This is a genomic window from Pedobacter sp. GW822-FHT03F06 (genome assembly GCF_058801365.1).
On record NZ_JBXANE010000002.1, the window covers coordinates 41267 to 67775 of the forward strand.

General features: G+C 38.0%; 24 protein-coding genes and 1 riboswitch. Of the genes, 13 read left to right on the forward strand and 11 right to left on the reverse strand.

All coding sequences use genetic code 11. The annotated features are described in order from the left end of the window. Positions 1 to 49: 49 nt before the first annotated feature. From AC1RJ8_RS02720 to AC1RJ8_RS02730, 3 genes are all read left to right on the forward strand, one after another. Entirely contained in the window at positions 50 to 334 is a 285-nt protein-coding gene (locus tag AC1RJ8_RS02720) for a hypothetical protein (RefSeq protein WP_492952419.1), read from the forward strand. Positions 335 to 409: 75 nt separating this feature from the next. After that, complete coding sequence (gene purD / locus AC1RJ8_RS02725) at positions 410 to 1681, forward strand: phosphoribosylamine--glycine ligase (RefSeq protein WP_492952420.1); 1272 nt, start codon at positions 410 to 412, stop codon at positions 1679 to 1681. A gap of 11 nt (positions 1682 to 1692) precedes the next feature. Then, the gene (locus tag AC1RJ8_RS02730; RefSeq protein ID WP_492952421.1) at positions 1693 to 2199 is read left to right on the forward strand and encodes an SMI1/KNR4 family protein; all 507 of its coding nucleotides are present in this window, start codon (positions 1693 to 1695) and stop codon (positions 2197 to 2199) included. A 64-nt stretch (positions 2200 to 2263) separates the two neighbouring features. Here the strand turns inward: AC1RJ8_RS02730 and AC1RJ8_RS02735 are convergent, their stop codons facing one another. Together AC1RJ8_RS02735 and AC1RJ8_RS02740 are read right to left on the reverse strand one after the other, a co-directional pair. Further along, positions 2264 to 3418: a redoxin domain-containing protein gene (locus AC1RJ8_RS02735; protein WP_492952422.1), complete on the reverse strand. Its 1155-nt coding sequence runs from the start codon at positions 3416 to 3418 to the stop codon at positions 2264 to 2266. Between the two features lie 177 nt (positions 3419 to 3595). Continuing rightward, positions 3596 to 4777 (reverse strand): formimidoylglutamase, encoded by a 1182-nt coding sequence (locus AC1RJ8_RS02740; protein WP_492952423.1) that lies wholly within the window; start codon positions 4775 to 4777, stop codon positions 3596 to 3598. Between the two features lie 71 nt (positions 4778 to 4848). Here AC1RJ8_RS02740 and AC1RJ8_RS02745 point away from each other — a divergent pair, with 71 nt between their 5' ends. From AC1RJ8_RS02745 to AC1RJ8_RS02755, 3 genes are all read left to right on the forward strand, one after another. Further along, the gene (locus AC1RJ8_RS02745) at positions 4849 to 5811 is read left to right on the forward strand and encodes an NAD-dependent epimerase/dehydratase family protein (protein WP_492952424.1); all 963 of its coding nucleotides are present in this window, start codon (positions 4849 to 4851) and stop codon (positions 5809 to 5811) included. After that, positions 5811 to 7112: an HAD-IB family phosphatase gene (locus AC1RJ8_RS02750; protein WP_492952425.1), complete on the forward strand. Its 1302-nt coding sequence runs from the start codon at positions 5811 to 5813 to the stop codon at positions 7110 to 7112. Before AC1RJ8_RS02745 ends, AC1RJ8_RS02750 begins: the two co-directional genes overlap by 1 nt. 281 nt (positions 7113 to 7393) lie before the next feature. Then, entirely contained in the window at positions 7394 to 7990 is a 597-nt protein-coding gene (locus tag AC1RJ8_RS02755; RefSeq protein ID WP_492952426.1) for a transposase, read from the forward strand. Between the two features lie 96 nt (positions 7991 to 8086). Here AC1RJ8_RS02755 and AC1RJ8_RS02760 read toward each other — a convergent pair whose 3' ends face one another. Beyond that, a complete protein-coding gene (locus AC1RJ8_RS02760) occupies positions 8087 to 9376 on the reverse strand; it encodes a voltage-gated chloride channel family protein (protein WP_492952427.1) in 1290 nt (429 codons plus the stop codon). Between the two features lie 19 nt (positions 9377 to 9395). Beyond that, positions 9396 to 9458, reverse strand: a riboswitch (Fluoride riboswitch). A 64-nt stretch (positions 9459 to 9522) separates the two neighbouring features. On the opposite strand from AC1RJ8_RS02760, the gene AC1RJ8_RS02765 reads away from it, so the two are divergent. Both AC1RJ8_RS02765 and AC1RJ8_RS02770 read left to right on the forward strand, forming a co-directional pair. Beyond that, on the forward strand, positions 9523 to 10488 hold the full coding sequence (locus AC1RJ8_RS02765; RefSeq protein WP_492952428.1) for a tryptophan 2,3-dioxygenase family protein: 966 nt from the start codon (positions 9523 to 9525) through the stop codon (positions 10486 to 10488). Positions 10489 to 10633: 145 nt separating this feature from the next. Then, positions 10634 to 11698 carry a branched-chain amino acid aminotransferase gene (locus AC1RJ8_RS02770; protein ID WP_492952429.1) on the forward strand — a complete coding sequence of 355 codons (1065 nt, stop codon included), beginning with the start codon at positions 10634 to 10636 and terminating at the stop codon, positions 11696 to 11698. Between the two features lie 155 nt (positions 11699 to 11853). Here the strand turns inward: AC1RJ8_RS02770 and AC1RJ8_RS02775 are convergent, their stop codons facing one another. From AC1RJ8_RS02775 to AC1RJ8_RS02795, 5 genes are all read right to left on the reverse strand, one after another. Further along, entirely contained in the window at positions 11854 to 12318 is a 465-nt protein-coding gene (locus tag AC1RJ8_RS02775; protein ID WP_492952430.1) for a DUF4920 domain-containing protein, read from the reverse strand. A gap of 322 nt (positions 12319 to 12640) precedes the next feature. After that, the gene (radA, locus tag AC1RJ8_RS02780) at positions 12641 to 14017 is read right to left on the reverse strand and encodes a DNA repair protein RadA (protein WP_492952431.1); all 1377 of its coding nucleotides are present in this window, start codon (positions 14015 to 14017) and stop codon (positions 12641 to 12643) included. 383 nt (positions 14018 to 14400) lie between these two features. Beyond that, positions 14401 to 15951: an Rne/Rng family ribonuclease gene (locus AC1RJ8_RS02785; protein ID WP_029274483.1), complete on the reverse strand. Its 1551-nt coding sequence runs from the start codon at positions 15949 to 15951 to the stop codon at positions 14401 to 14403. A gap of 279 nt (positions 15952 to 16230) precedes the next feature. After that, positions 16231 to 17109, reverse strand: coding sequence for a tetratricopeptide repeat protein (locus AC1RJ8_RS02790; protein ID WP_492952432.1), 879 nt, complete (start codon positions 17107 to 17109; stop codon positions 16231 to 16233). Positions 17110 to 17118: 9 nt separating this feature from the next. Further along, on the reverse strand, positions 17119 to 17421 hold the full coding sequence (locus AC1RJ8_RS02795) for an HU family DNA-binding protein (protein WP_025143406.1): 303 nt from the start codon (positions 17419 to 17421) through the stop codon (positions 17119 to 17121). A 169-nt stretch (positions 17422 to 17590) separates the two neighbouring features. Here AC1RJ8_RS02795 and mutY point away from each other — a divergent pair, with 169 nt between their 5' ends. Together mutY and AC1RJ8_RS02805 are read left to right on the forward strand one after the other, a co-directional pair. Next, entirely contained in the window at positions 17591 to 18652 is a 1062-nt protein-coding gene (mutY, locus tag AC1RJ8_RS02800; protein ID WP_492952433.1) for an A/G-specific adenine glycosylase, read from the forward strand. Between the two features lie 56 nt (positions 18653 to 18708). Further along, the gene (locus AC1RJ8_RS02805; protein WP_131028222.1) at positions 18709 to 19146 is read left to right on the forward strand and encodes a single-stranded DNA-binding protein; all 438 of its coding nucleotides are present in this window, start codon (positions 18709 to 18711) and stop codon (positions 19144 to 19146) included. A 141-nt stretch (positions 19147 to 19287) separates the two neighbouring features. Here the strand turns inward: AC1RJ8_RS02805 and AC1RJ8_RS02810 are convergent, their stop codons facing one another. Both AC1RJ8_RS02810 and AC1RJ8_RS02815 read right to left on the reverse strand, forming a co-directional pair. After that, entirely contained in the window at positions 19288 to 20715 is a 1428-nt protein-coding gene (locus tag AC1RJ8_RS02810; RefSeq protein WP_492952434.1) for a DUF4270 domain-containing protein, read from the reverse strand. 22 nt (positions 20716 to 20737) lie between these two features. Continuing rightward, positions 20738 to 21562: a glycogen/starch synthase gene (locus tag AC1RJ8_RS02815; RefSeq protein WP_426327147.1), complete on the reverse strand. Its 825-nt coding sequence runs from the start codon at positions 21560 to 21562 to the stop codon at positions 20738 to 20740. 149 nt (positions 21563 to 21711) lie between these two features. Here AC1RJ8_RS02815 and panC point away from each other — a divergent pair, with 149 nt between their 5' ends. From panC to AC1RJ8_RS02830, 3 genes are all read left to right on the forward strand, one after another. Beyond that, positions 21712 to 22557, forward strand: coding sequence for a pantoate--beta-alanine ligase (gene panC / locus AC1RJ8_RS02820; protein WP_492952435.1), 846 nt, complete (start codon positions 21712 to 21714; stop codon positions 22555 to 22557). A 161-nt stretch (positions 22558 to 22718) separates the two neighbouring features. After that, complete coding sequence (gene panD, locus AC1RJ8_RS02825; RefSeq protein WP_055909206.1) at positions 22719 to 23069, forward strand: aspartate 1-decarboxylase; 351 nt, start codon at positions 22719 to 22721, stop codon at positions 23067 to 23069. A gap of 4 nt (positions 23070 to 23073) precedes the next feature. Continuing rightward, complete coding sequence (locus AC1RJ8_RS02830) at positions 23074 to 24057, forward strand: lysylphosphatidylglycerol synthase transmembrane domain-containing protein (protein ID WP_492952436.1); 984 nt, start codon at positions 23074 to 23076, stop codon at positions 24055 to 24057. Positions 24058 to 24063: 6 nt separating this feature from the next. Here the strand turns inward: AC1RJ8_RS02830 and AC1RJ8_RS02835 are convergent, their stop codons facing one another. Continuing rightward, a complete protein-coding gene (locus AC1RJ8_RS02835) occupies positions 24064 to 26442 on the reverse strand; it encodes a TonB-dependent receptor (RefSeq protein WP_492952437.1) in 2379 nt (792 codons plus the stop codon). Positions 26443 to 26509: the final 67 nt, after the last annotated feature.

The following is a 26509-nucleotide window of genomic DNA, read 5'->3' on the forward strand; positions in this document are numbered from 1 at the left end:
CTTTAATTGGGAAAGTGAACTTAAATCGCTGAGTTTAATAAACAGACAAATGATGCTGGTACATACGTTTTTTATTGCGCTTACCGTATTTCTAATGGGCTTACTCTGTTTAACCTCGTCAAACGAATTAATACAAACCGATCTTGGGCGAAAAATATCGCTCGGTTTTGGTCTGTTTTGGACGACAAGATTCTTTATTCAGTTTTTTGTTTACGCTAAGGATTTGTGGAAAGGTAAGTTATTCGAAACCACCGTCCATGCCATGTTTTCTATTTTTTGGGCATATTTTAGCTCTGTATTTCTCTTTATATTTTTTAAATACGGAGCTGTTTAACGCAAAAGTGCTTTATCATAAAGTCTTACTACTTCATACTGGGCTACTTGATGGTAAAATATTATCTTTGCCGATATGAATATCTTACTTTTAGGGTCAGGCGGCAGAGAAAGCGCATTCGCTTGGAAAATGAGCCAGTCTTCGCACTGCGATAAACTAATTATTGCTCCAGGTAACGGTGGTACGGGAGCTTACGGTACAAACATCAACATCAATGTAAACGATTTTGATGCCATTAAAAAAGTAGTGCTTACCGAAAACATCGAACTCGTTGTAGTAGGCCCGGAAGAACCTTTGGTAAATGGTATTCACGATTTTTTCCTTGCAGACAAAGCCATTGCACACATTCCGGTTATCGGACCTAAAAAAGAAGGTGCTATTTTGGAAGGAAGTAAAGATTTCTCTAAACAGTTTATGGAGCGTCACGGTATTCCTACCGCGGCTTCAAAATCTTTCACGCCCGAAACTTTAGAAGATGGCTTGGCTTATCTGCAAAACCATGCTTTACCGGTTGTTTTAAAGGCCGATGGTTTGGCAGCAGGTAAAGGTGTGTTAATCTGTACCGAAACCATTGAGGCTCAGGAAGAATTAAAACTGATGCTTGGCGGTAAATTTGGTGTAGCCGGAGCAACCGTAGTAATTGAAGAATTTTTAAGCGGGATAGAACTTTCGGTATTTATTTTAACTGATGGTGAAAATTACATCACGTTGCCTTCGGCTAAAGATTATAAACGGATTGGCCAGGGCGATACCGGTTTAAATACTGGTGGTATGGGCTCAGTTTCGCCCGTCCCTTTTGCCACACCAGAATTTTTGGCTAAAGTAGAAGAGCGGATTATTAAGCCAACGGTTGATGGTTTAAAGAAAGATAATATCGATTATACCGGTTTCATCTTCTTCGGACTGATAAAAGTAGGAGAAGAGCCATTTGTAATTGAGTACAATGCGCGTATGGGCGATCCTGAAACAGAAAGTGTAATCCCTAGAGTTGAAAACGATTTGGTAGAACTGTTTTTAGCTACGGCCAACAAACAACTAAACCAGGTGAGTTTGGTTATTTCTGAGCAAACAGCTGCTACTGTAATGATTGTGGCAGGTGGTTACCCTGGCGATTACCTGAAGGGTAAAGCCATTACCGGAATTGAAAACTTGCGCCATTCTAATGCATTCCATGCCGGAACATTGTTAGAAAATGATGTGGTAAAAACTAATGGAGGAAGGGTAATTGCGATTACCAGTTTGCAAAAAGATTTGTTTACCGCTTTACAATCGGCAACTGCTGATGCTGGTAGAATTTATTTCGATGGCAAATATTTCAGAGAAGATATCGGTTTTGACTTAATTTAAAAGAATATAAGTTGAAAAAAATACTTAAGAAGATTTCCGAAACCGCAATTAAACAAGGAGAGTTTAGTTTTACAACCGAGCAGACCGAAACAAAATGGCTAGGTAATCAACCTGCCACCTTAGCCGAAATACAAGAAGCTGAAGTAAGATTGGGCGTAACGCTTCCAACGGATTATAAAGAATTTCTATTGATTACAAATGGATTTACTACGCCAAATGAACACGTTGATCCATCGTTTTCCAGAATAAGTGATGTAGCATTTCTAAAAGATGTTGATCCACAGCTGATTGAGATTTGGACAGAAAATGATGAGTTGCTTGAGGTAGCAGTTAAACTGGCCAGAAGCATTATTGTTGCTGGCTTAGGAGAAGAGCAATATTTTCTTCTAATCCCACCCATAATCGAAAATGCGGATTGGGAATACTGGAAATTTGCATCTTGGATTCCAGGAGAAGATCCTTACGAAGGACTTGAAAATTACTTTATTAATGTATTGGATTTCTTAAAATCTGCATAATACGTTTTCGTGTAAACAAAGAAAGCCCCAATTTCGATTGGGGCTTTCTTTGTTTACATGTTTTTTATTTCGATTTACTTCCCAATAATTCCTGAAGTTTATCTTGTAAAGCTTGTTCTCTTAAACCTTTTGCAATAATTTTGCCTGTTGGGTCAATTAAGAAATTAGCTGGAATAGATTGAATACCATACATTTGAGCCACTTCATTGCTCCAGCCTTTTAAGTCTGATACATGTGTCCATGTTAACTTGTCGGCCTCAATGGCTTTTTGCCAGGCTGCTTTAGTTGTTCTGGTATTTCCTCCATCTAAAGAAACGCCTAAAACAGTAAAGCCTTTATCTTTAAATTTGTTGTAAGCTGTTACCACATTTGGGTTTTCCTGACGGCATGGGCCACACCATGAAGCCCAAAAATCTACCAGTACATATTTACCTTTAAAATCGGATAATTTAACAGGTTTACCTGCGGTATCAACTTGTGTAAAGTCCATAGCCATGGCACCTACAGCGGTCTTTCTTCCAGCATCGAATATTTGAGCAATTTTTTTACCTGTTGTAGTTGCCTTCAATTCTGGCGATAATGTAACAAAAGCTTTTTCTGCTGCTGTTGCCTGATCAGGATCTGCAGCCAATTGGCTAAGCGCTGTTAAGCTGATATACGATTTAGGGTTGTTACCAGCGTAAGTTAATAAAATTGGGGTTAAGGCTTCGGTAGCTTTATTGTAACGCTCCATGGCTGCTTCCCTTAATTTAGGGTCTTTTTGCTGCTCAGGAGTTAGCTTAGCATATTCGCTGTTTATCGAGTTAATTTCATCATCAACAGGCTTAGTTAATGCTTTTAATTTTTTATTGTCATCATTAATTACCGAACCAGTAATAGCTGCAGTTTTGATCGAATCGGTACCGATTATCTTGATGTCAGCAGATTCAAGAAAAAGGGAGGTATAATCAAGTACCTCGCCTTTTGCCGGACGGTTAACGTAGGGGTTTTTGTTAAGAAATAGGTTTCCGGCAGCTGGATCCACTAAAGTACCTCTAAATATAAAAGTACCTTTGTCAACAGTTACTGAATCTGTTACTGATTTATCGTCTGCACGGTAAATCAAGTATATCTTATCGCCATCTTTCAGGCCTTTAATATAACCTGTAACAGTAAATGGCTTCTGTGCCAAAGCTGCAAGGGGCAATAATGCCATTGCAGATAATAATATTTTTTTCATCTGTATAATATTTTTCATTGGTGATAAAGCTATCATGATTTATTGATTTTACTTTGTGATTTTGAAAATCATGATGGTTTCATGAGGTTAGTTTAATTCCATCCAAATATAGAAATCTGTACCGCTAAAACGTAAATACCTGTGTAAAATTATAATGCTATTTATTGGCGCAGTTTTTTAATTTAACTTTTGGTAGGTTCTCCACCATAAATCGGGCATTTCACCATTAACAGCAGTCTGGTAATCATCATATCTGCAAGGCACCAGATGGTAACGCTCGTTTTTAGATTGTCCCGAAGGGTAAGGGACCTGCATCCACCAGCGGTCTGATTTTTTGCTTTTCACAAACATCATCTCTCCCGAACCATCTTTTAAACTGGTTCTATAGATCATAAATTGTGATTTCGGAGTAAGTGGGAAATCCTTTTTACGGGCGTAAAATCCATCCACAAAATACCAAACCATTTGAGCAAGTAAGAAAGCAGTTTGTCCGTTATTGTCATATGCCGGATTAAACTCGTAAAAACCAATTGAGGTTAACTTATCATTCATACCAGCATAACGGGCAATACGACATGCCTCTTCGCCATCAAAACCATTTGGCGTGGTATTCGCATTTGCTGCAGCATCTGCAGAACGGATAGCGCCTATATCAAAGCTAATCATGTTTGCATTGCGGATAATGGGCTCGGTTAAGGTAATATCCTGGGCAAACTCGCCCAAACGGTGTACATCAAAATACAATTTATCCATTACGCTCAAACTCTCTTGGTTTACAAAATAAGTTTGATAACCCACATTGCTAAAATTAAAAAGGTAATTGGGCTGGTGCAGGAAAATTTTGTTCAGGTAACAGTCCGATCGGGTAGCAATTCCTTCATTGTCGTCATCGCCAATGTCAAATTGGTTATCTATAACTACCAGATCTACTTTTTGCTCTAAATCTTCATAACCCAGGTATTGGCCATAAGTTAAGTCTTGTCCGCCACCAATAATGATCGGAATAATGTCCTTTTTAATCAGTTCCGAAACCACCATCTTGATGGCAATGTAAGTATCGGCAATGGTTGCGCCGTGTTTAATATTGCCTAAATCTACAATTCTGCTATTAAAAGCACCCTCGTTGAGTTTATAAAATTTCTCTCTAAAATAATCTGGTGCCAGGGCAGAACCTTCATTATTAACGGCGCCTCTTCCATCAAGTACCCCAAAAATGGCCAAATCGTAGGTATGCTCCTCAAAATCGGGGAATGATTCGGTGTAAATCTGCGCTTTTAACCCCAGCTGACTTGTAAAAAATCCTTGTTTGGGTGTAAAACTATCGGGGTTTATAGGGGAAAAGAAATCCGTTAATGACATATATTTAAAACTCTCGGCTCAAATATCTATTTTTGAATGCGTATTTCCACATATAGCTCGAAAAAAATAAAATGATACTGGTAACCGGAGGAACTGGATTTTTAGGATCTGAATTAATTAAGCAGTTAACCGATAGGGGCTTAGCTGTTCGGGCCTTGAGGCGGGAGCAATCTAAAATCCCTTTGCTAATCCAAAATATCCCACTTATCGAATGGTTTGAGGCTGATATAAACGAACCTTCTGCATTGGAAGATGCCTTTATCGGGATTACCAAAGTTTATCATTGCGCAGCTTTTGTATCCTTTAACCCAAAAGATAAAAAACAACTTTTTCACGTAAACATAGAAGGAACCTCGAACATTGTAAATCTTTGTGCCGAAAATAACTGCCGTTTATTGCATGTAAGCTCAGTTGCTGCGTTAGGAAATGCTAAAAAGGGCAATAAAATTACTGAAAAAGACTTTTGGGAATATGATGCCAAAGCACACGCCTATGGTTTATCGAAATACGAGGGTGAGATGGAAGTTTGGCGGGGCATTACTGAAGGTTTAGAGGCTATTATTGTTAACCCATCGGTAATTATCGGTAAAAATGCGGGCTTTGAAGGAAGTGGAGCAATTTTTAAATTGGTAAAAGGTGGTTTCCCCTTTTATACCGACGGTGCTTCGGGTTTTGTAGATGTTGAAGATGTAGCCAAAGCGATGATCCTGTTAATGGATGCGGAAGTTTCGGGAGAACGATATATTATTTCTGCCGATGATTATCATTATAAAGATCTGTTCAGCGAAATTGCACAGGGTTTTGCCGTTAAAGCACCAAAAAGAGAAGCAAAACCATGGATGCTCGGAATAGCCTGGAGAGCGCTAAAATTTGCATCCATATTCACTGGTAAACAGCCTTCCATCACTAAAGATGCTGCAAAGAGCAGTTTAACCTTAAGTTATTACAATAACAATAAAATAAAAACGGAAACAGGTATTACCTTTAAGCCAGTTGCCAAAAGCATAAAAGAAATTACCCAACATTTAAGATAATGCCCAAACAGAAAGCTTATTACATCATCGATTTTGATAGTACCTTTACACAGGTAGAAGCACTTGATGAACTTGCCCGAATTTCGCTGAAGAACCACCCAGATAAAGAGGCGATTTTCCAAAAAATTGAAGATTATACCAATTTTGCCATGGAAGGAAAACTCTCCTTTTCCGAAAGTTTAGCTCAACGTGTTAAACTACTTGAAGCAAATGAAGATCATTTAAAACAACTCATCAAACATTTAAAAAAGAAAGTATCAACTTCTTTTTCACGTAATGCCGATTTTTTTAAGAAACATGCCGATGAAGTTTTAATTGTATCTGGAGGATTTAAAGAGTTTATTACCCCTGTAGTAAGCCAGTACCACATTAAAAAGGAAAATATTTATGCCAATACCTTTGTAACCACAGGCGATGGTAAAATTATAGATTACGACCATGCCAATCCTTTAAGTGAAGAAGGTGGTAAAGTAAAATTGCTTCAGCATTTAAAGCTCGAAGGCGAACTATTCGGTATTGGTGATGGATATTCTGATTTCCAGTTGCGCGAAAGCGGTATCATCAATAAGTTTTTTGCATTTACCGAGAATATAGCGCGCGAAAGCATTGTTTCGAAAGCTGACCATGTAACCCCAAGCTTCGACGAGTTTTTGTATGTAAACGATCTGCCGCGTGCAATTTCTTATCCTAAAAACAGAATCCTTTGCCTGGTAATTGGTGAAGTTGATCCCTTAACGATTTCCATCCTTAAAAATGATGGTTTATCGATCAGGCATAAAACTTCTTTTGAAGATAAATATGTAAAGGATGTGGGAATTATTCTTTTAGGTGATGGTGAAAAAATAAATGCAGAACAGTTAAAAAATGCTGCTAAACTTAAAACCATCGGATATTTGGGAAATGCCAAGAATAAGGTAGATCTTAATCTTTGCACCAAACTAGGTATTGTGGTTTTTGATGATCCGAAAAACAATCCGCGTAATATCGATTTTATTCCAAAACGGGTTGCAGATTTTATGAATACCGGGGCAACTTATCTGAGCAGCAATTTCCCTAATTTACAACTGCCAAAAATTGATAAATCCCACCGCTTGATTCACATTCACAAAAACGTTCCGGGTATCATGGCGAAAATCAATACTGTTTTTGCCAAACACGATATCAATATTGTGAGCCAGTTTTTAATGACCAATCCTGAGATTGGCTATGCCATTACCGATATCAATGCACAGTATGATAAACAATTGTTTAAATCATTAAAAAAGATCGAGCAAACGATAAAGTTTAGGGTATTGTATTAATCAGTATCGTCATGCTTATAGAACGCTTTGACAACCTTAATAGGCTATATGTTCATTAGGTTGTCAAAGCTATTCTATAAAGATTTCTGTCTTTCGGTATATTGTATAAGCAACTGTTAAATCGCTTAAAGAGATCGGGCATGCAATAAAGTTAGGGTGTTGTTTAATAGTAGTCGATCGAAGGCTTTGACAACCTTTATATGCGTTTTACGAAAAGCTTGTCAAAGCTATTTCTGTAAAGGTTTCTGTTTTTTCGGTATATTGGCTTATGCAATATTCTTATGGCAAAAACCGAACATTACTATACTAAATTTGAAGAAGGAAAATTCTATCATATTTATAACCGATCTATCGATAGTCAACCACTTTTCAAGTCGGATGCTAATTATAAGTTTTTTCTCAAGAAATTTGACCAACACCTTTCTGGTGTTTTAGATGTATATGCATATTGTTTATTAGGAAATCATTTTCATTTACTAATTCGTGTTAAAGAAGATTTAAAAGATCCGAATGCCAATAATTTATCCATTCATGATATTTTGAGCAAGCAATTCAGAATATTTTTTCAATCCTATGCGCTAGCATTTAATATTCAGCATAAAAGAATAGGCACATTATTTCAGACACCATTTAAGCGCGCCAAGATAAATGATGAGTTCTATTTAAGCAGACTCATTTATTATATTCATGCAAATCCTCAAAAACATAACCTTATTTATGATTTCAGAGAGTGGAAATGGAGTTCATATAATCGGATTTTACTGGAAACCGATACCAAACTAAAGAAACAAGAAGTATTGGACTGGTTTGGCGGGAAAGCAGAATATTTAAAATTTCACTCCGATATCCATGAGGTTATATTGTTTGATGAGCTTTGACAACCTTCTTTTGCATAGCACTCGAAGGGTATCAAAACCAATTCGATAAACTTTGACAACCTTCGGGCATTTTGCTGAGAAGGTTGTCAAAGTTCCTTACCTCAAAAACTGATGCCGCTTCAATAGCAAATGTTTGGGGGCACCTATCGTTTGCGACCGATAAATTCCTGTATGGCCTGAAAATAAGTAAGCAGTAACACAGGCTAAGGCGATATAAATTCCAGATGAGGTACCAAATAGCTCTACACCCATAAAAATACAAGCTAAAGGGGTGTTTGCAGCCCCTGCGAAAACAGCTACAAAGCCCATTCCTGCCAGCAGGCCAAGAGGTAAGGGGATAAAGAAACTCAAAAAACTACCGAGTGTAGCCCCAATAAAGAAAAGTGGAGTAACCTCGCCACCCTTAAAGCCTGCACTCAAGGTAAATGCAGTTAAAAATAATTTGATCGCAAATGTATAGTAGGCTTCTTGTTGAACAAAGGATGCTGAAATAACCGGAATACCCAGACCGATATATCGTGTATTCCCGATCAGGTAAATAATGCCTATTAAAACTAATCCACCAATAAATGGCCTTAATGGTGGGTATTTAATTTTACTGAAAAGACTTGATAAGCCATGGTTTAAGGCCGAAAAAGATCTCGCCACCAGTCCAAACAATATTCCGGCACCTAAGGATAACAGTAAATTTATCGAATTCATTTCCGGTACCAGAGAAATGGAATAATGGGTATGGCCAACACCCCAGGCCTTGCAGGCATAATCGGCAATAACTGCGGTAATAAATGAAGGAAGGATTGAACTGTAGGTTAAACTTCCAATAACGAAAACCTCCAATCCGAATACGGCACCTGCTAAAGGCGTTCCGAAAACAGCCGCAAAACCAGCACCGATCCCGCAGATGAGGATCACTTTTCGATCTCTGGCTTTAAGTTTAAACAGTTTCGTAAACTGGTCGGCAAAGGCTCCTCCAATTTGCACAGCTGTACCCTCTCTTCCAGCCGATCCGCCAAATAAGTGGGTAATAATCGTGCCTGCAAAAATGAGTGGCGCCATGATCAGCGGAATCACATTTTTGGGCGATTGTAATTCTTCAATTAAGAGGTTGTTACCCTTTACAACGGCTGCACCCCAATAATGGTATGCCAGGCCAATGAGTATACCAGCGATTGGTAAAAATCCAATAATCCAAAGGTGTTGTTCACGGTAACTGGTTGCCCAGTTTAAAGTTTCTAAAAACAGGGCAGAGGCAGAGCCAATAATCCCACCCAATATTGCAGAAATCAATAACCACTTTAAAGTGCTAATGAAGAGTAATCCGAAGTCGAGTTCAATAAAATGTTTAATAGACAGAAGAAATCCTTCTGTTAGTTTTTTAACAGGCATTTGAATTCAATTTTAAATAAAAATCGTAGGAGTCATCAGCCTGTTTGGGCGGTTTTGGCGGTACTCCATCGCCATTGTCCCAAATGTATAAAATTTAGTTATTTGTTGCAAAATCTTTATCACCTTTGTGCAGCTAACTTTAAACCATGGATTTTACACCCGAAATAAAAGACAAACTACATCAACTGCAGGAAAAGTATACGGCAATGGGGCAAGATATGGCATCGTATCTTGATGGACTTTTGTATGCCGATTTCTTAACCTATTGGGACTACATTCATTTGGATACTTTGCTGAGCTTACAGAATCCTAAAACACCAATTCCGGATGAAGAGATTTTCATCATGTACCACCAGATCACGGAACTTTATTTTAAGCTTGCACTGCACGAATGCAGGCAGATTGCTGAGCATGAAAATTTAACTGTCGAATTTTTTACTGCACGCGTAAAACGGATCAACGCTTATTTCAATGCCTTAACTACTTCTTTCGAAGTGATGGTTGATGGTATGGAGAAAGAGCAGTTCCTGAAATTCCGCATGTCGTTATTGCCTGCCAGTGGATTCCAATCGGGCCAGTACCGGATGATCGAGATCTGTGCTACAGATTTTATCCGATTGGTAGATAAAAGCAGACGTGAAGAGTTAAGTAATGCAACTATAGAAGAACAATTCGAAAATATTTACTGGAAATTCGGTGCAACCGAACTGGCTTCGGGTAAACAAACATTAACCTTAAAGCAATTTATTAAAAAGTATGCCGCTCAGTTTCTACAGCTGGCCAAAGATCGCACTTTAACCAATTTTTCAGCTTTATACCATCAATTGCAAACGAATGGAGCCGATGTTTCTGCCCTTGCAGAGGAATTGCGCAAACTGGATTTGTATGTAAATGTCGAATGGCCTTTATCGCACTACAAATCGGCTGTACGTTATTTAGAGAAAGATCCGGTTGATATTGCTGCAACAGGTGGAACCAACTGGCAAAAGTATCTGCCTCCGCGTTTTCAGAAGAGAATCTTTTATCCGTTCTTATGGACCAGTGAGCAAATGGAAGAGTGGGGTAAAGGCTGGGTGCTTAGTGTACTTAAAACACTCAAAAACAAAGATTAATATTGCAAAAAGCTATTAAAAAAGCCTGTTTTTTCTTAATTTGCGCGAAATAATTAATGACAGGATGAGTGAATTATTGAATTAGCGAATGAGCGGGTAAAACACGCAATCATTCGATCGTTCACCCATTCAAAATTCAAATACAATGACCGAGACATTAGATATAAAAATTACCAAAGCAGACCAAACACGTTTGGCTGTTACTGATTTTTCGCAATTACCGTTCGGTAAGGTTTTTACCGATCACATGTTTACTGCCGACTATGAAGATGGCGAATGGAAAAACTTACAGATTCTTCCATATGGCCCAATTCCGATGAGCCCAGCAATTTCTGCGCTTCATTATGGACAGGCAATTTTTGAAGGATTAAAGGCTTACCGTCAACCAGATGGTAAAATAAGTGTATTCCGTGCCGATAAAAACTTCGAACGTTTTAACAAATCGGCGGCAAGAATGTCGATGCCGGGTATTCCTGAAGAAATTTTTATGCAGGGTTTGGCCGCATTAATCAATATTGATGAGAAGTGGGTGCCTAATCAAGAAGATTATGCTTTATACATCCGTCCGGTAATGTTTGCAATGGACCCTTACTTGGGTGTTAAGGCATCTGATACCTATAAATTTGCTTTGTTAACCACCCCAACTGGTCCTTATTACAGTAGCGCGTTAAAAGTTAAAATCGAAACTGAATTTACACGTGCAGACGAAGGTGGTGTAGGCTTTGCCAAAACTGCTGGAAATTATGCGCGTTCGTTATATCCTTTCGAGCAAGCAAAAAAAGAAGGTTATGATCAATTGATCTGGACAGATTCAGTAACGCATGAGTTTATTGAAGAAGCCGGAACTGCCAACTTACTTTTTGTAATTAATGGCAAATTGGTTACACCATCGGTGCGCAGCACGGTTTTGGATGGTGTAACGCGTGATACCATTATTAAACTGGCTAAAAATGCCGGAGTAGAAGTTGAAGAACGTAGGGTTTCTGTTAAAGAAGTGATCGAAGGAATTGAAAACGGGAGTTTAACCGAGGCTTTTGCCGCAGGAACGGCAGCTACGGTAACACATGTAGGCGAAATGGGCTACAATGGTCAGATCTATAAATTGACCGACCCATCTACAAGACATATTTCTAATGGCATTGCTAAAAAATTAAACGATATCCGTTACGGTTTAGCGCCTGATGAATTTGGTTGGAACTGGGTAATCTAAGATCATCGTCCATAAAAATATAAACCCCGATGCAGCATCTGCATCGGGGTTTATTATTTATAATATCGTCATGCTGAATTTATTTCAGCATCTTTCTTTGCCGCTATTAAGACTCTGAAATGAGTTCAGAGTGATGACTAACTATTGGAGATTAATTATTTATCCAAAATCACTACGCCCTTAGCTTCGAAAGCCAACTCCTTTTTAGGATCGGTAATTTTGGCTACTTCTTCAGGAGATTTTTTAGCATCTTCTGCATAGTGGCGTAAAGTTTCTACCGAGATGGTTTGTTTCTTTGCTAATCCATCCAAAACTACTTTCTTGCCAACAATATCCATCGGCATAAAGAAGGCATAATCTTTAAAAGTTACCCGCATTGGATCGCCATTGGGCATTTCTAAAGTCATCCAACAGCCCTTTTTTTTGCACACATCTACCACCTTGCCTTCGATTTTCATGTCGGCAATTTTTTTATCCCCCATGGCAGCTTCCATCTTTGCAGCTGGTTTTACATCTCCAGGTTTAACTTCTTCTCCGAATTTTTGACCAGTATATGCGGTTTGAGCGAATGAAAATGCCGCAAATAGGCAAAAGCTTATGCTTAGAATGATTTTTTTCATGATTTTATAATTATCCGGTTAATGATCTAATCAAAGTTATTTAAAATTTTTCATTAATAATGAAAACAAAAAATCCCCGCTAACATCCATTAGCGGGGAAAATCATCCCTATAATTGTAAATCACATTTTATGATGTACATTAATTGGTTATAGGCAAACTAGAATCCAAAAGTTTAATTTTTGTTTTGGATGTAGTTAATGTATTTATATACAGATAGTTATTGTCTTTTTTTTTGACTTGTTAATATTCAGCGATGTTGTAGGAATGTAGAATATTATCTTCTTTATGTGGAAATTTGTTGAGCTGTTTCCCCACCTTTATTATCCAAAAACAAGACTGAAAACTTCTTCTATTTTACTTACTGCTTTAATCTCAAGGTTGTATTTGTCTATAGCAATTCCTTTCAAGTTGTATTTAGAGATGTAAATCGTTTCGAAACCCAATTTGTCTGCTTCGGCAATACGTTGTTCGATTCTGTTTACCGCCCTAATTTCTCCTGACAGGCCTACTTCTGCGGCGAAACAGTTTTTTGAAGAAACGGCAATATCCTGATGCGATGATATAATGGCAATTAATACGGCCAGGTCAATTGCAGGGTCTTCTACTCTGATTCCGCCGGCAATATTTAAGAAAACATCTTGTGTACTTAACCTAAAGCCACAGCGTTTTTCTAAAACAGCTAAGAGCATATTCATCCTTTTGGTATCGAAGCCTGTTGCTGAACGTTGTGGGGTTCCATAAGCTGCCGAACTCACTAAAGCCTGTGTTTCAATCAACATTGGCCTCGCGCCTTCTAAGGTTGCGGCGATGGCGATTCCGCTCAGCTCTTCGTCTCGCTGTGATAACAAAATCTCCGAAGGATTGGAAACCTCTCTTAAACCACTGCCTTGCATTTCGTAGATCCCAAGTTCTGCTGCTGCACCAAACCGGTTTTTAATGGATCTTAGGATGCGATAAACGTGGTGCCTATCGCCTTCGAACTGCAAAACTGTATCAACCATGTGCTCTAGTATTTTAGGTCCTGCAATGGCACCATCTTTGGTGATGTGGCCTATAAGGAAAACAGGTACGCCGGTTTCTTTTGCAAAACGCAATAGTTCAGCAGTACATTCCCTTACCTGCGATACACTGCCTGGTGTTGAATCGATATGAGCGGAGTGCAAAGTCTGAATAGAATCTACAACTAAAATTTCAGGTTCCAGAATTTCGATCTGTTTAAATATATTCTGTGTAGATGTTTCTGTTAAAATGTAACAGTTGGATGAGGGGCTTTCCTGAATCCTTTCTGCCCGCATTTTAATCTGCTGTTCGCTTTCTTCACCGGAGATATAGAGCAGTTTTTTGCCTTTTAAATTTAATGCCAGTTGCAACATCAAGGTCGATTTTCCGATACCCGGTTCACCGCCAATGAGCACGAGCGATCCTTCTACCAATCCACCACCTAAAACGCGGTCTAATTCTTTATCGCCAGTTAATATTCTCCGTTCTGTTGACGATTGTATTTCATCAACCTTGCTTGGTTTGCTTAATTTGCGGCTAGTAGTATCGCTTTTCCACGTTGGAACAGAAGCGGAGCTTTTTTCTACAATTTCTTCCACAAAGGTATTCCATTGGTTACATGACGGACATTTACCCAACCATTTTGCCGATTCGTAGCCACAGCTCTGACAGAAGAATGCACTTTTTGATTTTGCCAATTGATTAAAATTTTAGATTACGAATTTAACCTTTCAGGATTGAAAGTGTTTTTATTTTTTTGAACAATTAATTTTACATCAAACCTCGCAGGTTTTCAAAACCTGTGAGGTTTGAAACATCACTATGAAATGCAGCGCCATTGTTGATAAACCTGATAGAACGGAAAGCCCGGAGCGAAGAATGAGTGAGAACTTGGAGGGATAGCAGGACTGTTGTAACCAAAATGTGCCGAACCCCGCTTTTCCAAAAAAAATAGTCACTGTCTTAACCATCCGAGTGCAACTTAGTGAGTCGCTTAATTAATATTGTAGGTTTGAAATATGCTTAAACAAGAAAAGCCTGGATTTAAAAAATCCAGGCTTTCTGTTAAATGTGTTTTGAGTTATAATTTAATCTCTTCATCTTTTGCGGAGATGAAGTGAAACTCGGTTAAGTGATAGGATGATTGTGCCTTAACTTTAATCCATTGGCCGTATTTAAAGAACCAGCGGCGTTGAAGGTTGAAAATGCCTTTTGTAATATAAGCTTCGATGTATGGGTGTACGCAAAGGGTTACGCCCTTTTCATTCTGCTCTCTTAAAATATAATTAAGGTTGTTCTCAATATCATCCATTAAAACGATACTCGCTTTAATTTCTCCGGTCCCATCGCAGGCCGGGCATTTTTCTACCGTAACAATATTCATTTCCGGACGAACACGTTGTCTGGTAATCTGTACCAAACCAAATTTGCTTGGAGGCAAAATAGTGTGTTTGGCTCTGTCCAATAACATCAGCTCACGCAAATAATCGAATAGCATTTTACGGTTTGTTGGTTTGTGCATATCGATAAAATCGATTACCACAATACCGCCCATATCGCGCAAGCGCAATTGACGGGCAATTTCTTTGGCCGCCTCTTTGTTTACCTGTAAAGCATTCTCTTCTTGATTCTCTTTACTGGCAGTACGGTTTCCACTGTTCACGTCTATCACGTGGAGTGCTTCAGTGTGCTCTACAACAAGGTAAGCACCGCCTGGTAAGTTTACTGTTTTTCCGAAAGCGTTTTTAATCTGCTTTTCTACACCAAAATGATCGAAGATAGGTTCTTTCTGTTTGTATAGTTTAACGATCTTTTCCATTTCAGGAGAAATATCATGAACATAAGAACGGATATCATCGTACAGCTCTGGCGTACTCACGTAAACGTTTGTAAAATCAGGGTTCAGAATATCACGGATTAACGTTGATGATCTGTCCATTTCTCCCCAAACTCTTTTTGATGGTTCGGTAGAGGGCATTTTTTTAATGAAGTTTTCCCATTTAGCAATTAAATCTAAAAGATCTTTTTGCATTTCGGCAACCCCTCTGCCTTCAGAAACGGTCCTGATAATGACCCCAAAATTTTGAGGTTTAATACTTTCGATAATCTTTTTTAAACGATTACGTTCGGTATTACTTTTAATTTTTTTTGATACAGATATGGTATTGGAGAATGGCACCAGTACCACATACCTGCCGGCAATCGAAATGTCGGAACTTAAACGCGGTCCCTTTGTAGAAATTGGCTCTTTGGCAATTTGTACAGGTAGGAGCATGTTTTTACTGAGCACATCAGAAATTTTGCCAGCCTTATTAATATCGGCTTCTAGCTTTAAATTATCTAATAATGTGCCTGTAACCGAGCCATTACGCTTGATCTTCGTTAGCTTAATTAAAGATTGCACCTGAGGGCCCAAATCAAAGTAATGCAAAAAAGCATCTTTTTCATAACCAACATCCACGAAAGCAGCGTTCAGACCAGGCATAATTTTTTTAATGCGGCCTAAATAAATATCGCCTACAGCGTAGTTAATATTGATTTGTTCTTTGTGAAGCTCAACAAGTTGTTTGTCTTCAATCAACGCTATGGTAACTCCGGCAGGAGTCGAATTGATAATTAATTCTTTTACCAACAGCTACAGATTTAAGGCTTTCGCCTATTAACAAATGGATAGTAAATAAAAACAGTGATGTAGCCAAAAAGATATACAATAAAAAAATCATATAAATTGTTTAAACCTCATAGTGTTTACTATGAGGTTTAACTGGCTGTATCAAATAAGAAACTATTTTTTCTTATGTCTGTTTTTTCTTAAACGTTTTTTACGTTTGTGGGTAGCCATTTTATGTCTCTTTCTTTTTTTACCGCTTGGCATAGTTTTAAGTTTTAAATGTTTTTATTAATCTGTTAATTAATTTTTATTCTTTAGTTCAGCCACCTTCTTATCAATGAATGAAGATAAGGTTGGGTTAGCCGCTAATTTTTTGCTTGATAGGTAAGCATTTACTGCTTCTTTATTTCTGCCTAAATTTTCTAAAGCTGTTCCTAAATAAAAATAGGCTTCAGGGGTCGGAGCAGTGGCAATTACGGTGTTAAAACGAGGAATTGCTTTATCAAACTGACCTGATTTTATGGAGAACAATCCTAAATTCATATTAGCCTTTACATTTTTAGGTTCTTTAGCAACAACTTCTAGCAACATTGCAATACCTTGCATTGGTGCGCCTAAGCCGTTTACTATCGTTACACCTAAGCCTGTTTTAGCTTCAATGTTTGTAGAGTCTTTCTCTAATGCATTTTTGTAAGACGCGTTGGCTTTCTGCAATAAAGCAGGCTGCGCTATGCTATCTTGTGTGCTTTCAAAAGCTTTTATAAATTGATTACCGGCAGCTAACCACGATTTTGATGATGGTTCGCCTTCGGCCACAACTTCTAAATATAGTGCAGATGGAGTAATTTGCTCAACATCATCCCATTTCTGAGCCAGTTGTTTAGCAAGTTCAATCTTCTCTGCACCATTTGCGCCTTTGTAGCTTTTTTCTAAAACTGTAATATCTGTAGCCAAATTCTTGTTGATTACATTCTTTGCAGCAGTAGACGAAGTTTCGAGGTTTAGTACCGATGTAGTTGATGGAGAAGCTGCTCCGGCCACTGGGCCACTTGAAGGCATTTTTCCATTTTCTTCCGTTGGTTTAACCAAACCCTTAATGTCTCTTGTAAATAAGAATGCAACAAGCAATACAATCGCTCCAATAACAATGGTTTGTTTTGATCTGATGTTGCTATTCATATATAAGACTTAGGCTTCTACGTTAATTTTTTTTGAATTGCTTTTCACTTTGTCAACAAATACTTTTGCTGGTTTAAAGCTAGGAACGAAGTGTTCTGGGATAATTATTGCAGTGTTTTTTGAGATATTTCTCGCAGTTTTTTGCGCTCTCTTTTTAACAACAAAGCTTCCGAAGCCTCTAACGTATACATTTTCACCGCCAATCATGCTGGTTTTGATAACCTTGAAAAATGCCTCAACTGTTTCCTGTACATCAACCTTCTCAATTCCGGTTTTTGTTGATATTTCTGAAATAATATCTGCCTTAGTCATATTTTATTATTTATTATATATTATGTTTTAATATTACTACTGTTTTGGGGTTGCAAAAGTATTGCTTTTTAATGAGATAGGGAAATAAAAGATGATTTTTTTATCACTAGACTTATCAGGCAATTGCAAGTTTTTTTTTAATCGGATAAATAGACCGTAATTTGCAGTAATGACATTTCAAAATGAACTCATCAATTGGTACCTGATAAACAAGAGAGATTTGCCCTGGAGGCATACCAATGATGCCTATACCATCTGGTTATCAGAGGTTATATTACAACAAACAAGAGTAGAACAAGGGCTTCCGTACTTTAATAAGTTTTTGGAGAATTTTCCTACAGTTGCCGATTTTGCCAATGCTACCGAAGCCAAAGTTTTGAAGCTTTGGCAAGGACTGGGTTATTATTCGAGGGGCAGGAATATGCATGCAACCGCTCAAATTGTGGTGAAAGATTACGGTGGAATCTTCCCAAACCTGCATGATGAGCTCATAAAATTAAAAGGAATTGGCGAATATACAGCTGCTGCCATTTCCTCATTTTCGTCTGGAGAAGCACGGGCCGTAGTAGACGGGAACGTATTTCGGGTACTCTCCAGGTTCTATGGTTTAGCTACGCCAATAAATAGCCCTGCCGGCAAAAAAGAGTTTTATGCGTTGGCAAATGATTTGCTATATAAAGAAGATCCTGCGTTATATAACCAGGCTATTATGGAGTTTGGGGCCATGCAGTGCAAGCCAAAATCGCCCAATTGTAGCGTTTGTCCGCTTAATCAGAGCTGTTATGCTTTTAGTCATAACCAGGTTAATGTGCTGCCGGTTAAAATTCGCAAAGCCGAACAAAAGCACCGGTATATTAATTATTTTGTTTGTTTTGAAGATGAAAAAGTATTGATCAGGGAAAGACAAGCAGGTGATATATGGCAGCATTTATATGATTTCCCTAGCATGGAAACCACAGAAGAATGCGAGTGGAGCGATTCGTTATTCATCGATCAGGTACAATCTGTATTCGGAAATAAGGCCGATTTTACATTTATAAGCGCCAAAAAGCACATATTAACACACCAAATAATCCACGTACAATTTTTTGCATTAAAAAATTATATATTTAACTTTAATAAACAAAAGGAACTTAATTGGGTTTCTTTAGGTAAATTAGATGAGTTACCGCAGCCAAAAGTAATCCATGATTTTGTTCTGGAATATTTTTATAACGACAAAATGGAGTAACTAACCATCTTGTCCGGTGCGCATTTAGAAAACGAAACAACTAACCAAAAATATTTATGTCTGGGATTAACAAAGTTATTTTAGTAGGCCATTTAGGCAAAGACCCTGAAGTGCGACATTTAGACGGTGGCGTAACGGTAGCCAGTTTTCCATTAGCTACCTCGGAAACATACAACAAAGACGGTAAAAGAGTAGAACAAACGGAGTGGCATAATATTGTGTTATGGCGTGGCTTAGCAGAAGTTGCTTCCAAATACCTTCAGAAAGGCAAACTAGTCTACATAGAGGGCAAATTAAGAACAAGATCCTTTGAAGACAAAGAAAAGGTTAAAAAATATGTAACAGAAATTGTGGCCGAAAACTTTACCATGTTGGGCAGAAAAAGCGATTTCGAGCAAAGTCCAACTACACCAACACATCAAAGTTCTGAAACTAAAATTGAAGATGAATTTACAATTGGCCCATCTGATGAAAATGGAGATCTTCCATTTTAATTAAAGGTTAAAATGCATAAAAAAGCTACCTGATGAGAGGTAGCTTTTTTTATGTGCTTTTATTCCGTAACCTTAAAATAATGATAAAAAAAACTCCTGCCAGTTTTGCTGACAGGAGTTTCTTATTCAACACTAAAATAGTTAATTGATTTTAGTGTAGTAAATATTTAACTTTATCTTGTTTGCAGTTGAGCTGGTTGCACCTATAATAGATCTTTCTGCAGATGTAGCAGTAGATGTTCTCTGGAAATCGGTATATGATGTAGGGGCCAGGAATGTACCCTCGTCTTCGATGTTTTTATCAATCAAATTCTGAACGTAACTGGTTATGATAAAGATGTAGCGTTTCTTTAACGAATCGAAATAACCGCCAAAAAGTGCTGCACCACCAGAGGCACTATTAGTGAATGTTGTATAATCAGGTATATCGGCTGGTTGATGTGCAATATCCCAACGATATAAAGAAAGGCGTTGAGCGGCATTAAAAGGGTATGCCGGTGCATTTTCACCAATCTCTACAACTAATTCTGCCTTATTGATAATTGCTTTCCCGTACGTATTTTTAAAGCTTGTCAATTCTGGGAAAGTTAGCTTTGTTTTTACACCGGCCAAGCCTTGTAAGTAAGTAACACTATATGGAGTAGTTGGATTAGGGGCATCAATTTGTGTTTTCACTTCTGTGCCTGTATAATCATGTTTAATATTAGCTGCTACACCAGAAATTACATTTGCAGTTTGCGCAGGATTTGTAACCATCTTACCAATAGGGAAATTTACACTGGTAGTATCTATGCCGTTTGATGAGTTCGTTTTTTTCCAGACCAGCTGCAGGTAAGAGTCTGTTCCCGAAAAGTTAAAGAATGCAATGCCTCCAACACCTGTAGAAGATGTTTTATTGATCTGTGCATACAAACCTTTAAACGATTCTATAAACTTAGCATCTGTTGCTGTTCCTGCAGTACCCAGGTTTAATATAGCACTTTGTATAAATGCCTTGTTTAAAGGAATTCTGATCTGTGCCGGTACAGTTTTTAAGGTGTCAGCTTTGCCTGGAACAATAATAGATATTTTCCTTTTAGTATTCGGTGCCAGTTTGCCTGTAAAATTGCCTAAAAGCGTGTTATTAATCGCTTGTACATCGGAGCTTTTATAAGTTGTAACCTTATTGGCTAACTGATAAACATCAATGCTGTATTTAGAATTGGTGGTATCGCCGTAAAATTTTGTTAGTGTAGATGTTGTATCTAATTTTAATACCAAAACAGCAGAATCTAATACTGGGGACGTACCGAAATCGGTATTAACAATTGGATAAACCGTTAATGCTAAAGCTGCCTCCGTTTTTCCGAAGGTAGGGTCTGTCATGTATCCCAATGGATAACGGTTTAATCCATAGGTATTGGCAGGATCTTCTTCTACAAGTTGAGACTTAACTTGCGATACCACCAGCGTTCCGGTGATTGCAGCGTTCGGATCAACATCTAAACCAACACCATCAGGGTTTTTGCACGATGCAAAAAGAAAAAGACCTATCAACAGGGTTAATAAGTCTTGTTTTGTAAATTTCATATTTAAAATAATAATACCTTAATTAAGCAAGTGAAACCAGTTCGTCATTCGAAATTTCTTCATAAAAAGTATAGAAGTTTTCGAAATTCTCGGTTAAGTTAAAAGCTAATGTTGGCTTATTGGAATCTTTAACAAATTTTAACACATCTTTATTTAGGTTTTCATCTGCTAAAACTACTGCATCAGAGTGTGTTATCGCACCAATGTGCATGCTGTCGCAATCAGATGGTAAGAATGCTTTAGTATCATCCTCCGTCATATTTGCCATCACTGCTTTATTCGCGAAATTAGCATTTAATTTCTCTGTAAAGCCATCCTCATAAACAGAATATACCACTTTAGAATTCTTAAAAGTAGGATCGTTTTTATAAGTTGTTTTGATATAGGCAGGAACTAATGCACTCATCCAGCCATGACAGTGAACGATATCTGGTGCCCAGCCTAATTTTTTAACGGTTTCCAATGCGCCTTTGCAAAAGAAAATGGTGCGTTCATCATTGTCGTCGAAGAATTTCCCGCTTGCATCTCTAAATACTTGTTTGCGTTGGAAATATTCTTCGTTGTCTAAGAAATAAACCTGCATGCGTGCAGCTGGGATGGAGGCTACTTTAATGATTAAAGGATTATCGTTGTCATCAATTATGATGTTCATTCCCGATAAGCGGATTACTTCGTGTAAACGATTTCTTCTTTCGTTGATATTACCAAATTTAGGCATCAAGATGCGGATTTCGAATCCTTTTTCTTGCATTGCTTGTGGTAATTGGCGCGTGATTTCAGAAATTTTAGTAAGCTCGAGGAAAGGCGACATCTCGTGTGTAACAATCAGCAGCTTCGTTTTTGCCATCTCCATATTCTAAGAAAATATTAAGTTAAATAAAAGATAATGAGCTGCAAAGGTAAGCATAATAATACTATTTATCAATATAGCAAGCATTTGTTTGGTTTCGTTTAGATTAATTTACACCTTTACGGCTTTAATTTAGTTTGTCCAAATTGGAAATATTTAAAACCAAAGCAGCGCTTAAGGCTTTTTTAAAACCCTTAAAAGCATCAGGTAAAAAAATAGCACTTGTGCCTACCATGGGTGCCCTGCACAATGGCCATATATCGTTGATAAAACTGGCCCAACAAAATGCCGATATCATTATCTGTAGCATATTTGTAAATCCAACGCAGTTTACAGATCCTAAAGATTTAGAGAAATACCCGCGCCCAATCGAACACGATTTAGCCATGTTGGCCGATGCCGGTTGTAACGGTGTGTTTATGCCAAATGTAGATGAAATGTATCCTGCCGGAGCTGATGAAGCTTGGCACATTGATTTGGGTAATGCCGAATTTCTATTGGAAGGTGAATTTAGAAAAGGCCATTATCAAGGTGTAACGCAGATTGTAAAAAAATTGTTTGATGCCGTTGAACCAGATGTAGCCATGTTCGGACAAAAAGATTTCCAGCAGGTATTAATGATCAAGAATATGCTGGCTTATTTTAAGCTGCCTATTACCATTATTACCTGTCCAATTATCCGCGAAGCCGATGGTTTGGCGATGAGCAGCCGAAATATCCACTTATCAGCCGATGATCGCAAGCATTCGCTCGTGCTGAGTAAATCGTTGCAGTTCGTTATCGATCATTTTAACGAATATTCACTGTCAGAATTAGAAGATAAGGCCAAAGCACTTTACCATAATATTGATGACGTTGAACTCGATTATTTTACCATTGCCAATGGCGATACACTGGAACCAGCCAAATCAAAAGATGAAGATAACCTGGTTGCACTAGTTGCCGCAAAAGTGGGCTCAACCAGGCTGATCGATAATATGATTATCAAATGATGGGTAATGTAGTCGGTTAAAGCTTCATCGTCTTATGGTTGATGACCATGGCCCCTAAGCGATCAACTATGGACCATCAACTATCAACCTTTACACTCTGCTGCTTTGCGAAACTCCAAACTGATGACTGAAAACTCCAAACTGATTACTAACTTTGCCGAATGGTTATCACAATATTAAAATCGAAAATACACCGTGTTAAGGTAACACAAGCCGAATTGAACTATGTAGGCAGTATTACGATAGATGAAGATTTGATGGATGCAGCTAACATTATCGCTAATGAAAAGGTGCAGATTGTAAATAATAATAATGGTGCGCGTTTCGAAACTTATGTGATTAAAGGCGAACGCGGTACCGGAACCATCTGTCTAAATGGCGCAACAGCCCGTTTGGCTCAGCTTGGCGACATTCTCATCATTATGTCTTACGGCTCATTACCAATAGAAGAAGCCAAAAAATACAATCCAATATTGGTTTTTCCTGACGATAACAACCACTTGCTAAAATAACCTTGTGATATTCGACCTCAAAACAGCGCTAAAATATATCATCCTGTTTTTAATCGGGATAGGGGTTTTATATTTAGCTTTTAGAGGTCAGGATTTAGGAAAGATCTGGCAGGAAATTAAATCCGCCAACTACTTTTGGGTAATTACTTCTGCATTTGCCGTATGGATTGCGCATGTATTACGTGCTTTGCGCTGGCAGATGCTCTATCAGTCTATCCATTACAAAGTAAGTTTCTGGAATGCCTATCATGCCGTAATGATCGGTTACCTGGCTAATCTTGCTTTGCCACGCTTCGGAGAGATTGGCCGTTGTTCGGTTATCCACAAAGCCGAAAAGGTACCTATGTTTGCTTCTATAGGTACCGTAATTACTGAGCGGTTATTTGATGTGCTGGTACTTTTTCTAACCAGTTTGGCGATGCTGATTTTTCAGTATGATATTGTAGCCGATTTTCTTTACCAAACCATATATCTCAATCTTGTTAAAAAATTAAGTACGGTTAACTATTTGTGGTTGGTTGGCTTAGGTATCGTTATACTACTGCTCATTGCTATTGCAATATATTTTCTCCGTCAAAAATTCAGTAAAAAATTCTTGCGCATTTTTGTAAGCCTGCGTCAAGGATTTGGCTCATATAACAAGCTAAAACAAAAGGGATTATTTTTGACCTATACACTTGGAATATGGCTTTTCTATTCACTTTCCATGTATTTCGCCTTTTCTTCTATCCAAGCTACTTCAGGATTACATTTTAATGCTGCATTTACTGCAATTGTTTTCTCTGGGTTTGCTATGGCAGCCCCTGTTCAGGGCGGTATTGGTGTTTTCCACTGGATGGTTGCCCAATCATTGGTGTTGTATGGCATATCTTTTAAAGATGGGTTAGCATATTCAACCATTATTCACTCTTCGCAGGTTTTGCTCATATTGATTTTGGGCTGTTTGAGCCTTGTGCTGATTTTATTTAAGAAACAAAAGGGTAATTAATTTTTTTTAATTGGCCCTGTTCTCTTCTTCGCTTTTTTTGTTTTCTCTGGCTTTGTAAGTCGAACTTCCGAAATTACAAGTTAAACTAAAAACCAGTCTTTGCGAAGCGAAATAGTGGTAGAAATCGTTGTTGATAATACTTTTCTCTCTAAAAATAAGCCTTCTTTTAATGTTATCAAATGCATCGTAAAGTGTAAGTTTAGTATTGATCCTGTTTTTTAACCAGGCTTTTGACACACCAAAATCAATTCCATAAACTGGAGCCATAATATAAAGGCCATTGCCACTTTTCGATTCATAGGTATAACTTACATCCAATATCCAGTTTTTTAAGGTAAAAACCTGACTGCCATTCACCGTATAATTATATATGGGTATTTCGTAGGTAGCTCCAAAGTAAGGTGTTAGTTCCTTGTTGTAATAGAAGGCGATGTTGTTGTTCATTCGCCACCATTTGTTTACAGTAAGGGGAGAACTTATTTGCAAGTTTGCAAATTTTCTGTAGGGTAGGTTCCTGCCCAAAAAAATCAGTTCATTAGTTACTGGATTATATTCGGGATAACGCCCCATTGGATCTGTTTCCTTTCCTGCATTTAGCGAAATATTAAGGCTTTTTCTACTGTAAGACAGCGCGAAAAGACTAGTTGTAGAGGGCTGTAGGTAAGGGTTACCGATCCAATAATGCCGTGGACTGTAATAAAAACGAAAAGGATTTAACATGGCAAAGGTTGGCCTTGTTAATCGTCTGGTATAACTGAAATTGAGCTGTTCGCTTTCATTAATGGCATAAGTAATGTTTAAACTTGGGAGCCATCTTATATACTTTTTTTCTGTAATACTGCCAGTAGTAATCGAATTGGCTATGGTGTGCGTATGTTCTGCTCTTAAACTTAAACTGTAACTAAACTTACTCCATTGTCCAATATAAGAAAGGTAGCCCGCACCAATATACTCTTGATAACGGAACTGGTTACTCCGGTTGGGATCTAAGTCAAAAACATTATTGGCTAGTGTATCATAGCGGAGGTCGTTCTGAGTTTTTGTATATGCAAATTTTCCTCCGTATTCTAGTTTTCCTTTACCTATTTTTTGCGAGTAGTCTGCTTGTGCAACATGGATCATTATACTGTTTCTAGAGTCTGTTTTCCAGTAATTTAACAATTGATTGTTAAGTACATTATGATTCTGAATATCTTCGGTTTGTCGATTGTCAATTTGGGACAAAGAGGTAATTACGTGAAGTTCGCTATTCTTAAATTGGGCATCGTAATTGAGGCCGCCTGAATAATTATGTTGCTTAGGAAAGGCATTATTATCGCTTTTAACAAGCGCAATGGTCTTATCTAAGTTAGCGGTTTGGGTAAGCAATTGATTGCCAGACACCGCATTTCTGTCCATTTGGTAGGTGCGTACAAAAGCTTCAAAGTTTTGCCCTTTTTTTACCTCATAAGTTACCCTTGCCTGCACATTAAAGTTTTGGTTGGAGGTAATGGTTCTGGTATCGGTAGTCATCGCGTTTGTATTAGCTAAATACTGCAAAGAATAATACTTATAAAAAGTGCTTCCGCCGGTATGGCCCAACCTTAAATCGTACACAAACCGGTTTGTTTTAAGCACCAAGGATAGATTATTATCCAATAAACTGTAATTATTTCGCTGAAAACGGACATTATAGGTGCCTCTTACGCCTAAAGACTGATTTCTCTTCAGTTTTACATCGATAATTCCCTGATATTCTCCATCATATTTTGATGAAGGCTGGTTAATCATTTCAATCGATTCGACCATATCTGGCGACAAGCTACTGAGGTAGGAGATGATTTCATCGTTGTTCATATTTGTCGGCTTGCCATCAACAAATAAGGTTGGAGTCGCCCTGCTTGCCATTAATATTGTTCCATCCTCGTTAACCTGCAAGCCCGGTAGTTTCTTAAACACATCTAACAAATTAGAAGCAGACTTGAAAAACACATTATTGGCAATGCCGATTTTAATCTGACCATTTTTTGTGCTAAAATTTGGTGCTCCCCCTGTTATGGTTACTTCTTGGAGTAGGTTAGTGTCTTCCTCCATTAAAATGTCGCCCACATCAATTGTTTTCAGGCTGTTCTCATTTATCAATAACTCTTTTTGTGTTTTTTGGTAACCAACTAAAGTAACCGATAAAACGTATTTTCCGTTTGGCAGGTCTCTAAATTCGAAGAAACCGGTGGTATCGCTATTGGTATGTTTGATCACTGTAGGATGGTCTTTGTTGGCCAAAGCCAAATTGGCTAAAGGGATAGTCTGCTTGGTTTTACGGTCAATCAGTTTTCCTTTAATCGTTTGTGCATTTAGAAATAGAGGTATAAATAAGAATAGGCAGAATAACAATGTCGGTTTCATCTTCGTGTATTTGGATTTTGCAGAATGTTCCAAAACTAGAAGAGAAGGATAGATAAGGGGTTTTGAA

Excerpts from the sequence above, each read along its gene's own strand:
- AC1RJ8_RS02755 (WP_492952426.1), top strand. The coding sequence starts at position 7,394 with ATGGCAAAAACCGAACATTACTATACTAAATTTGAAGAAGGAAAATTC.
- AC1RJ8_RS02760 (WP_492952427.1), bottom strand. The coding sequence starts at position 9,376 with ATGCCTGTTAAAAAACTAACAGAAGGATTTCTTCTGTCTATTAAACAT.
- AC1RJ8_RS02775 (WP_492952430.1), bottom strand. The coding sequence starts at position 12,318 with ATGAAAAAAATCATTCTAAGCATAAGCTTTTGCCTATTTGCGGCATTT.
- AC1RJ8_RS02765 (WP_492952428.1), top strand. The coding sequence starts at position 9,523 with ATGGATTTTACACCCGAAATAAAAGACAAACTACATCAACTGCAGGAA.
- AC1RJ8_RS02810 (WP_492952434.1), bottom strand. The coding sequence starts at position 20,715 with ATGAAATTTACAAAACAAGACTTATTAACCCTGTTGATAGGTCTTTTT.
- AC1RJ8_RS02720 (WP_492952419.1), top strand. The coding sequence starts at position 50 with ATGATGCTGGTACATACGTTTTTTATTGCGCTTACCGTATTTCTAATG.
- AC1RJ8_RS02795 (WP_025143406.1), bottom strand. The coding sequence starts at position 17,421 with ATGACTAAGGCAGATATTATTTCAGAAATATCAACAAAAACCGGAATT.
- panD (WP_055909206.1), top strand. The coding sequence starts at position 22,719 with ATGGTTATCACAATATTAAAATCGAAAATACACCGTGTTAAGGTAACA.
- AC1RJ8_RS02745 (WP_492952424.1), top strand. The coding sequence starts at position 4,849 with ATGATACTGGTAACCGGAGGAACTGGATTTTTAGGATCTGAATTAATT.
- mutY (WP_492952433.1), top strand. The coding sequence starts at position 17,591 with ATGACATTTCAAAATGAACTCATCAATTGGTACCTGATAAACAAGAGA.
- AC1RJ8_RS02805 (WP_131028222.1), top strand. The coding sequence starts at position 18,709 with ATGTCTGGGATTAACAAAGTTATTTTAGTAGGCCATTTAGGCAAAGAC.
- AC1RJ8_RS02750 (WP_492952425.1), top strand. The coding sequence starts at position 5,811 with ATGCCCAAACAGAAAGCTTATTACATCATCGATTTTGATAGTACCTTT.
- AC1RJ8_RS02735 (WP_492952422.1), bottom strand. The coding sequence starts at position 3,418 with ATGAAAAAAATATTATTATCTGCAATGGCATTATTGCCCCTTGCAGCT.
- AC1RJ8_RS02740 (WP_492952423.1), bottom strand. The coding sequence starts at position 4,777 with ATGTCATTAACGGATTTCTTTTCCCCTATAAACCCCGATAGTTTTACA.
- AC1RJ8_RS02835 (WP_492952437.1), bottom strand. The coding sequence starts at position 26,442 with ATGAAACCGACATTGTTATTCTGCCTATTCTTATTTATACCTCTATTT.
- purD (WP_492952420.1), top strand. The coding sequence starts at position 410 with ATGAATATCTTACTTTTAGGGTCAGGCGGCAGAGAAAGCGCATTCGCT.
- AC1RJ8_RS02815 (WP_426327147.1), bottom strand. The coding sequence starts at position 21,562 with ATGGCAAAAACGAAGCTGCTGATTGTTACACACGAGATGTCGCCTTTC.
- AC1RJ8_RS02790 (WP_492952432.1), bottom strand. The coding sequence starts at position 17,109 with ATGAATAGCAACATCAGATCAAAACAAACCATTGTTATTGGAGCGATT.
- AC1RJ8_RS02770 (WP_492952429.1), top strand. The coding sequence starts at position 10,634 with ATGACCGAGACATTAGATATAAAAATTACCAAAGCAGACCAAACACGT.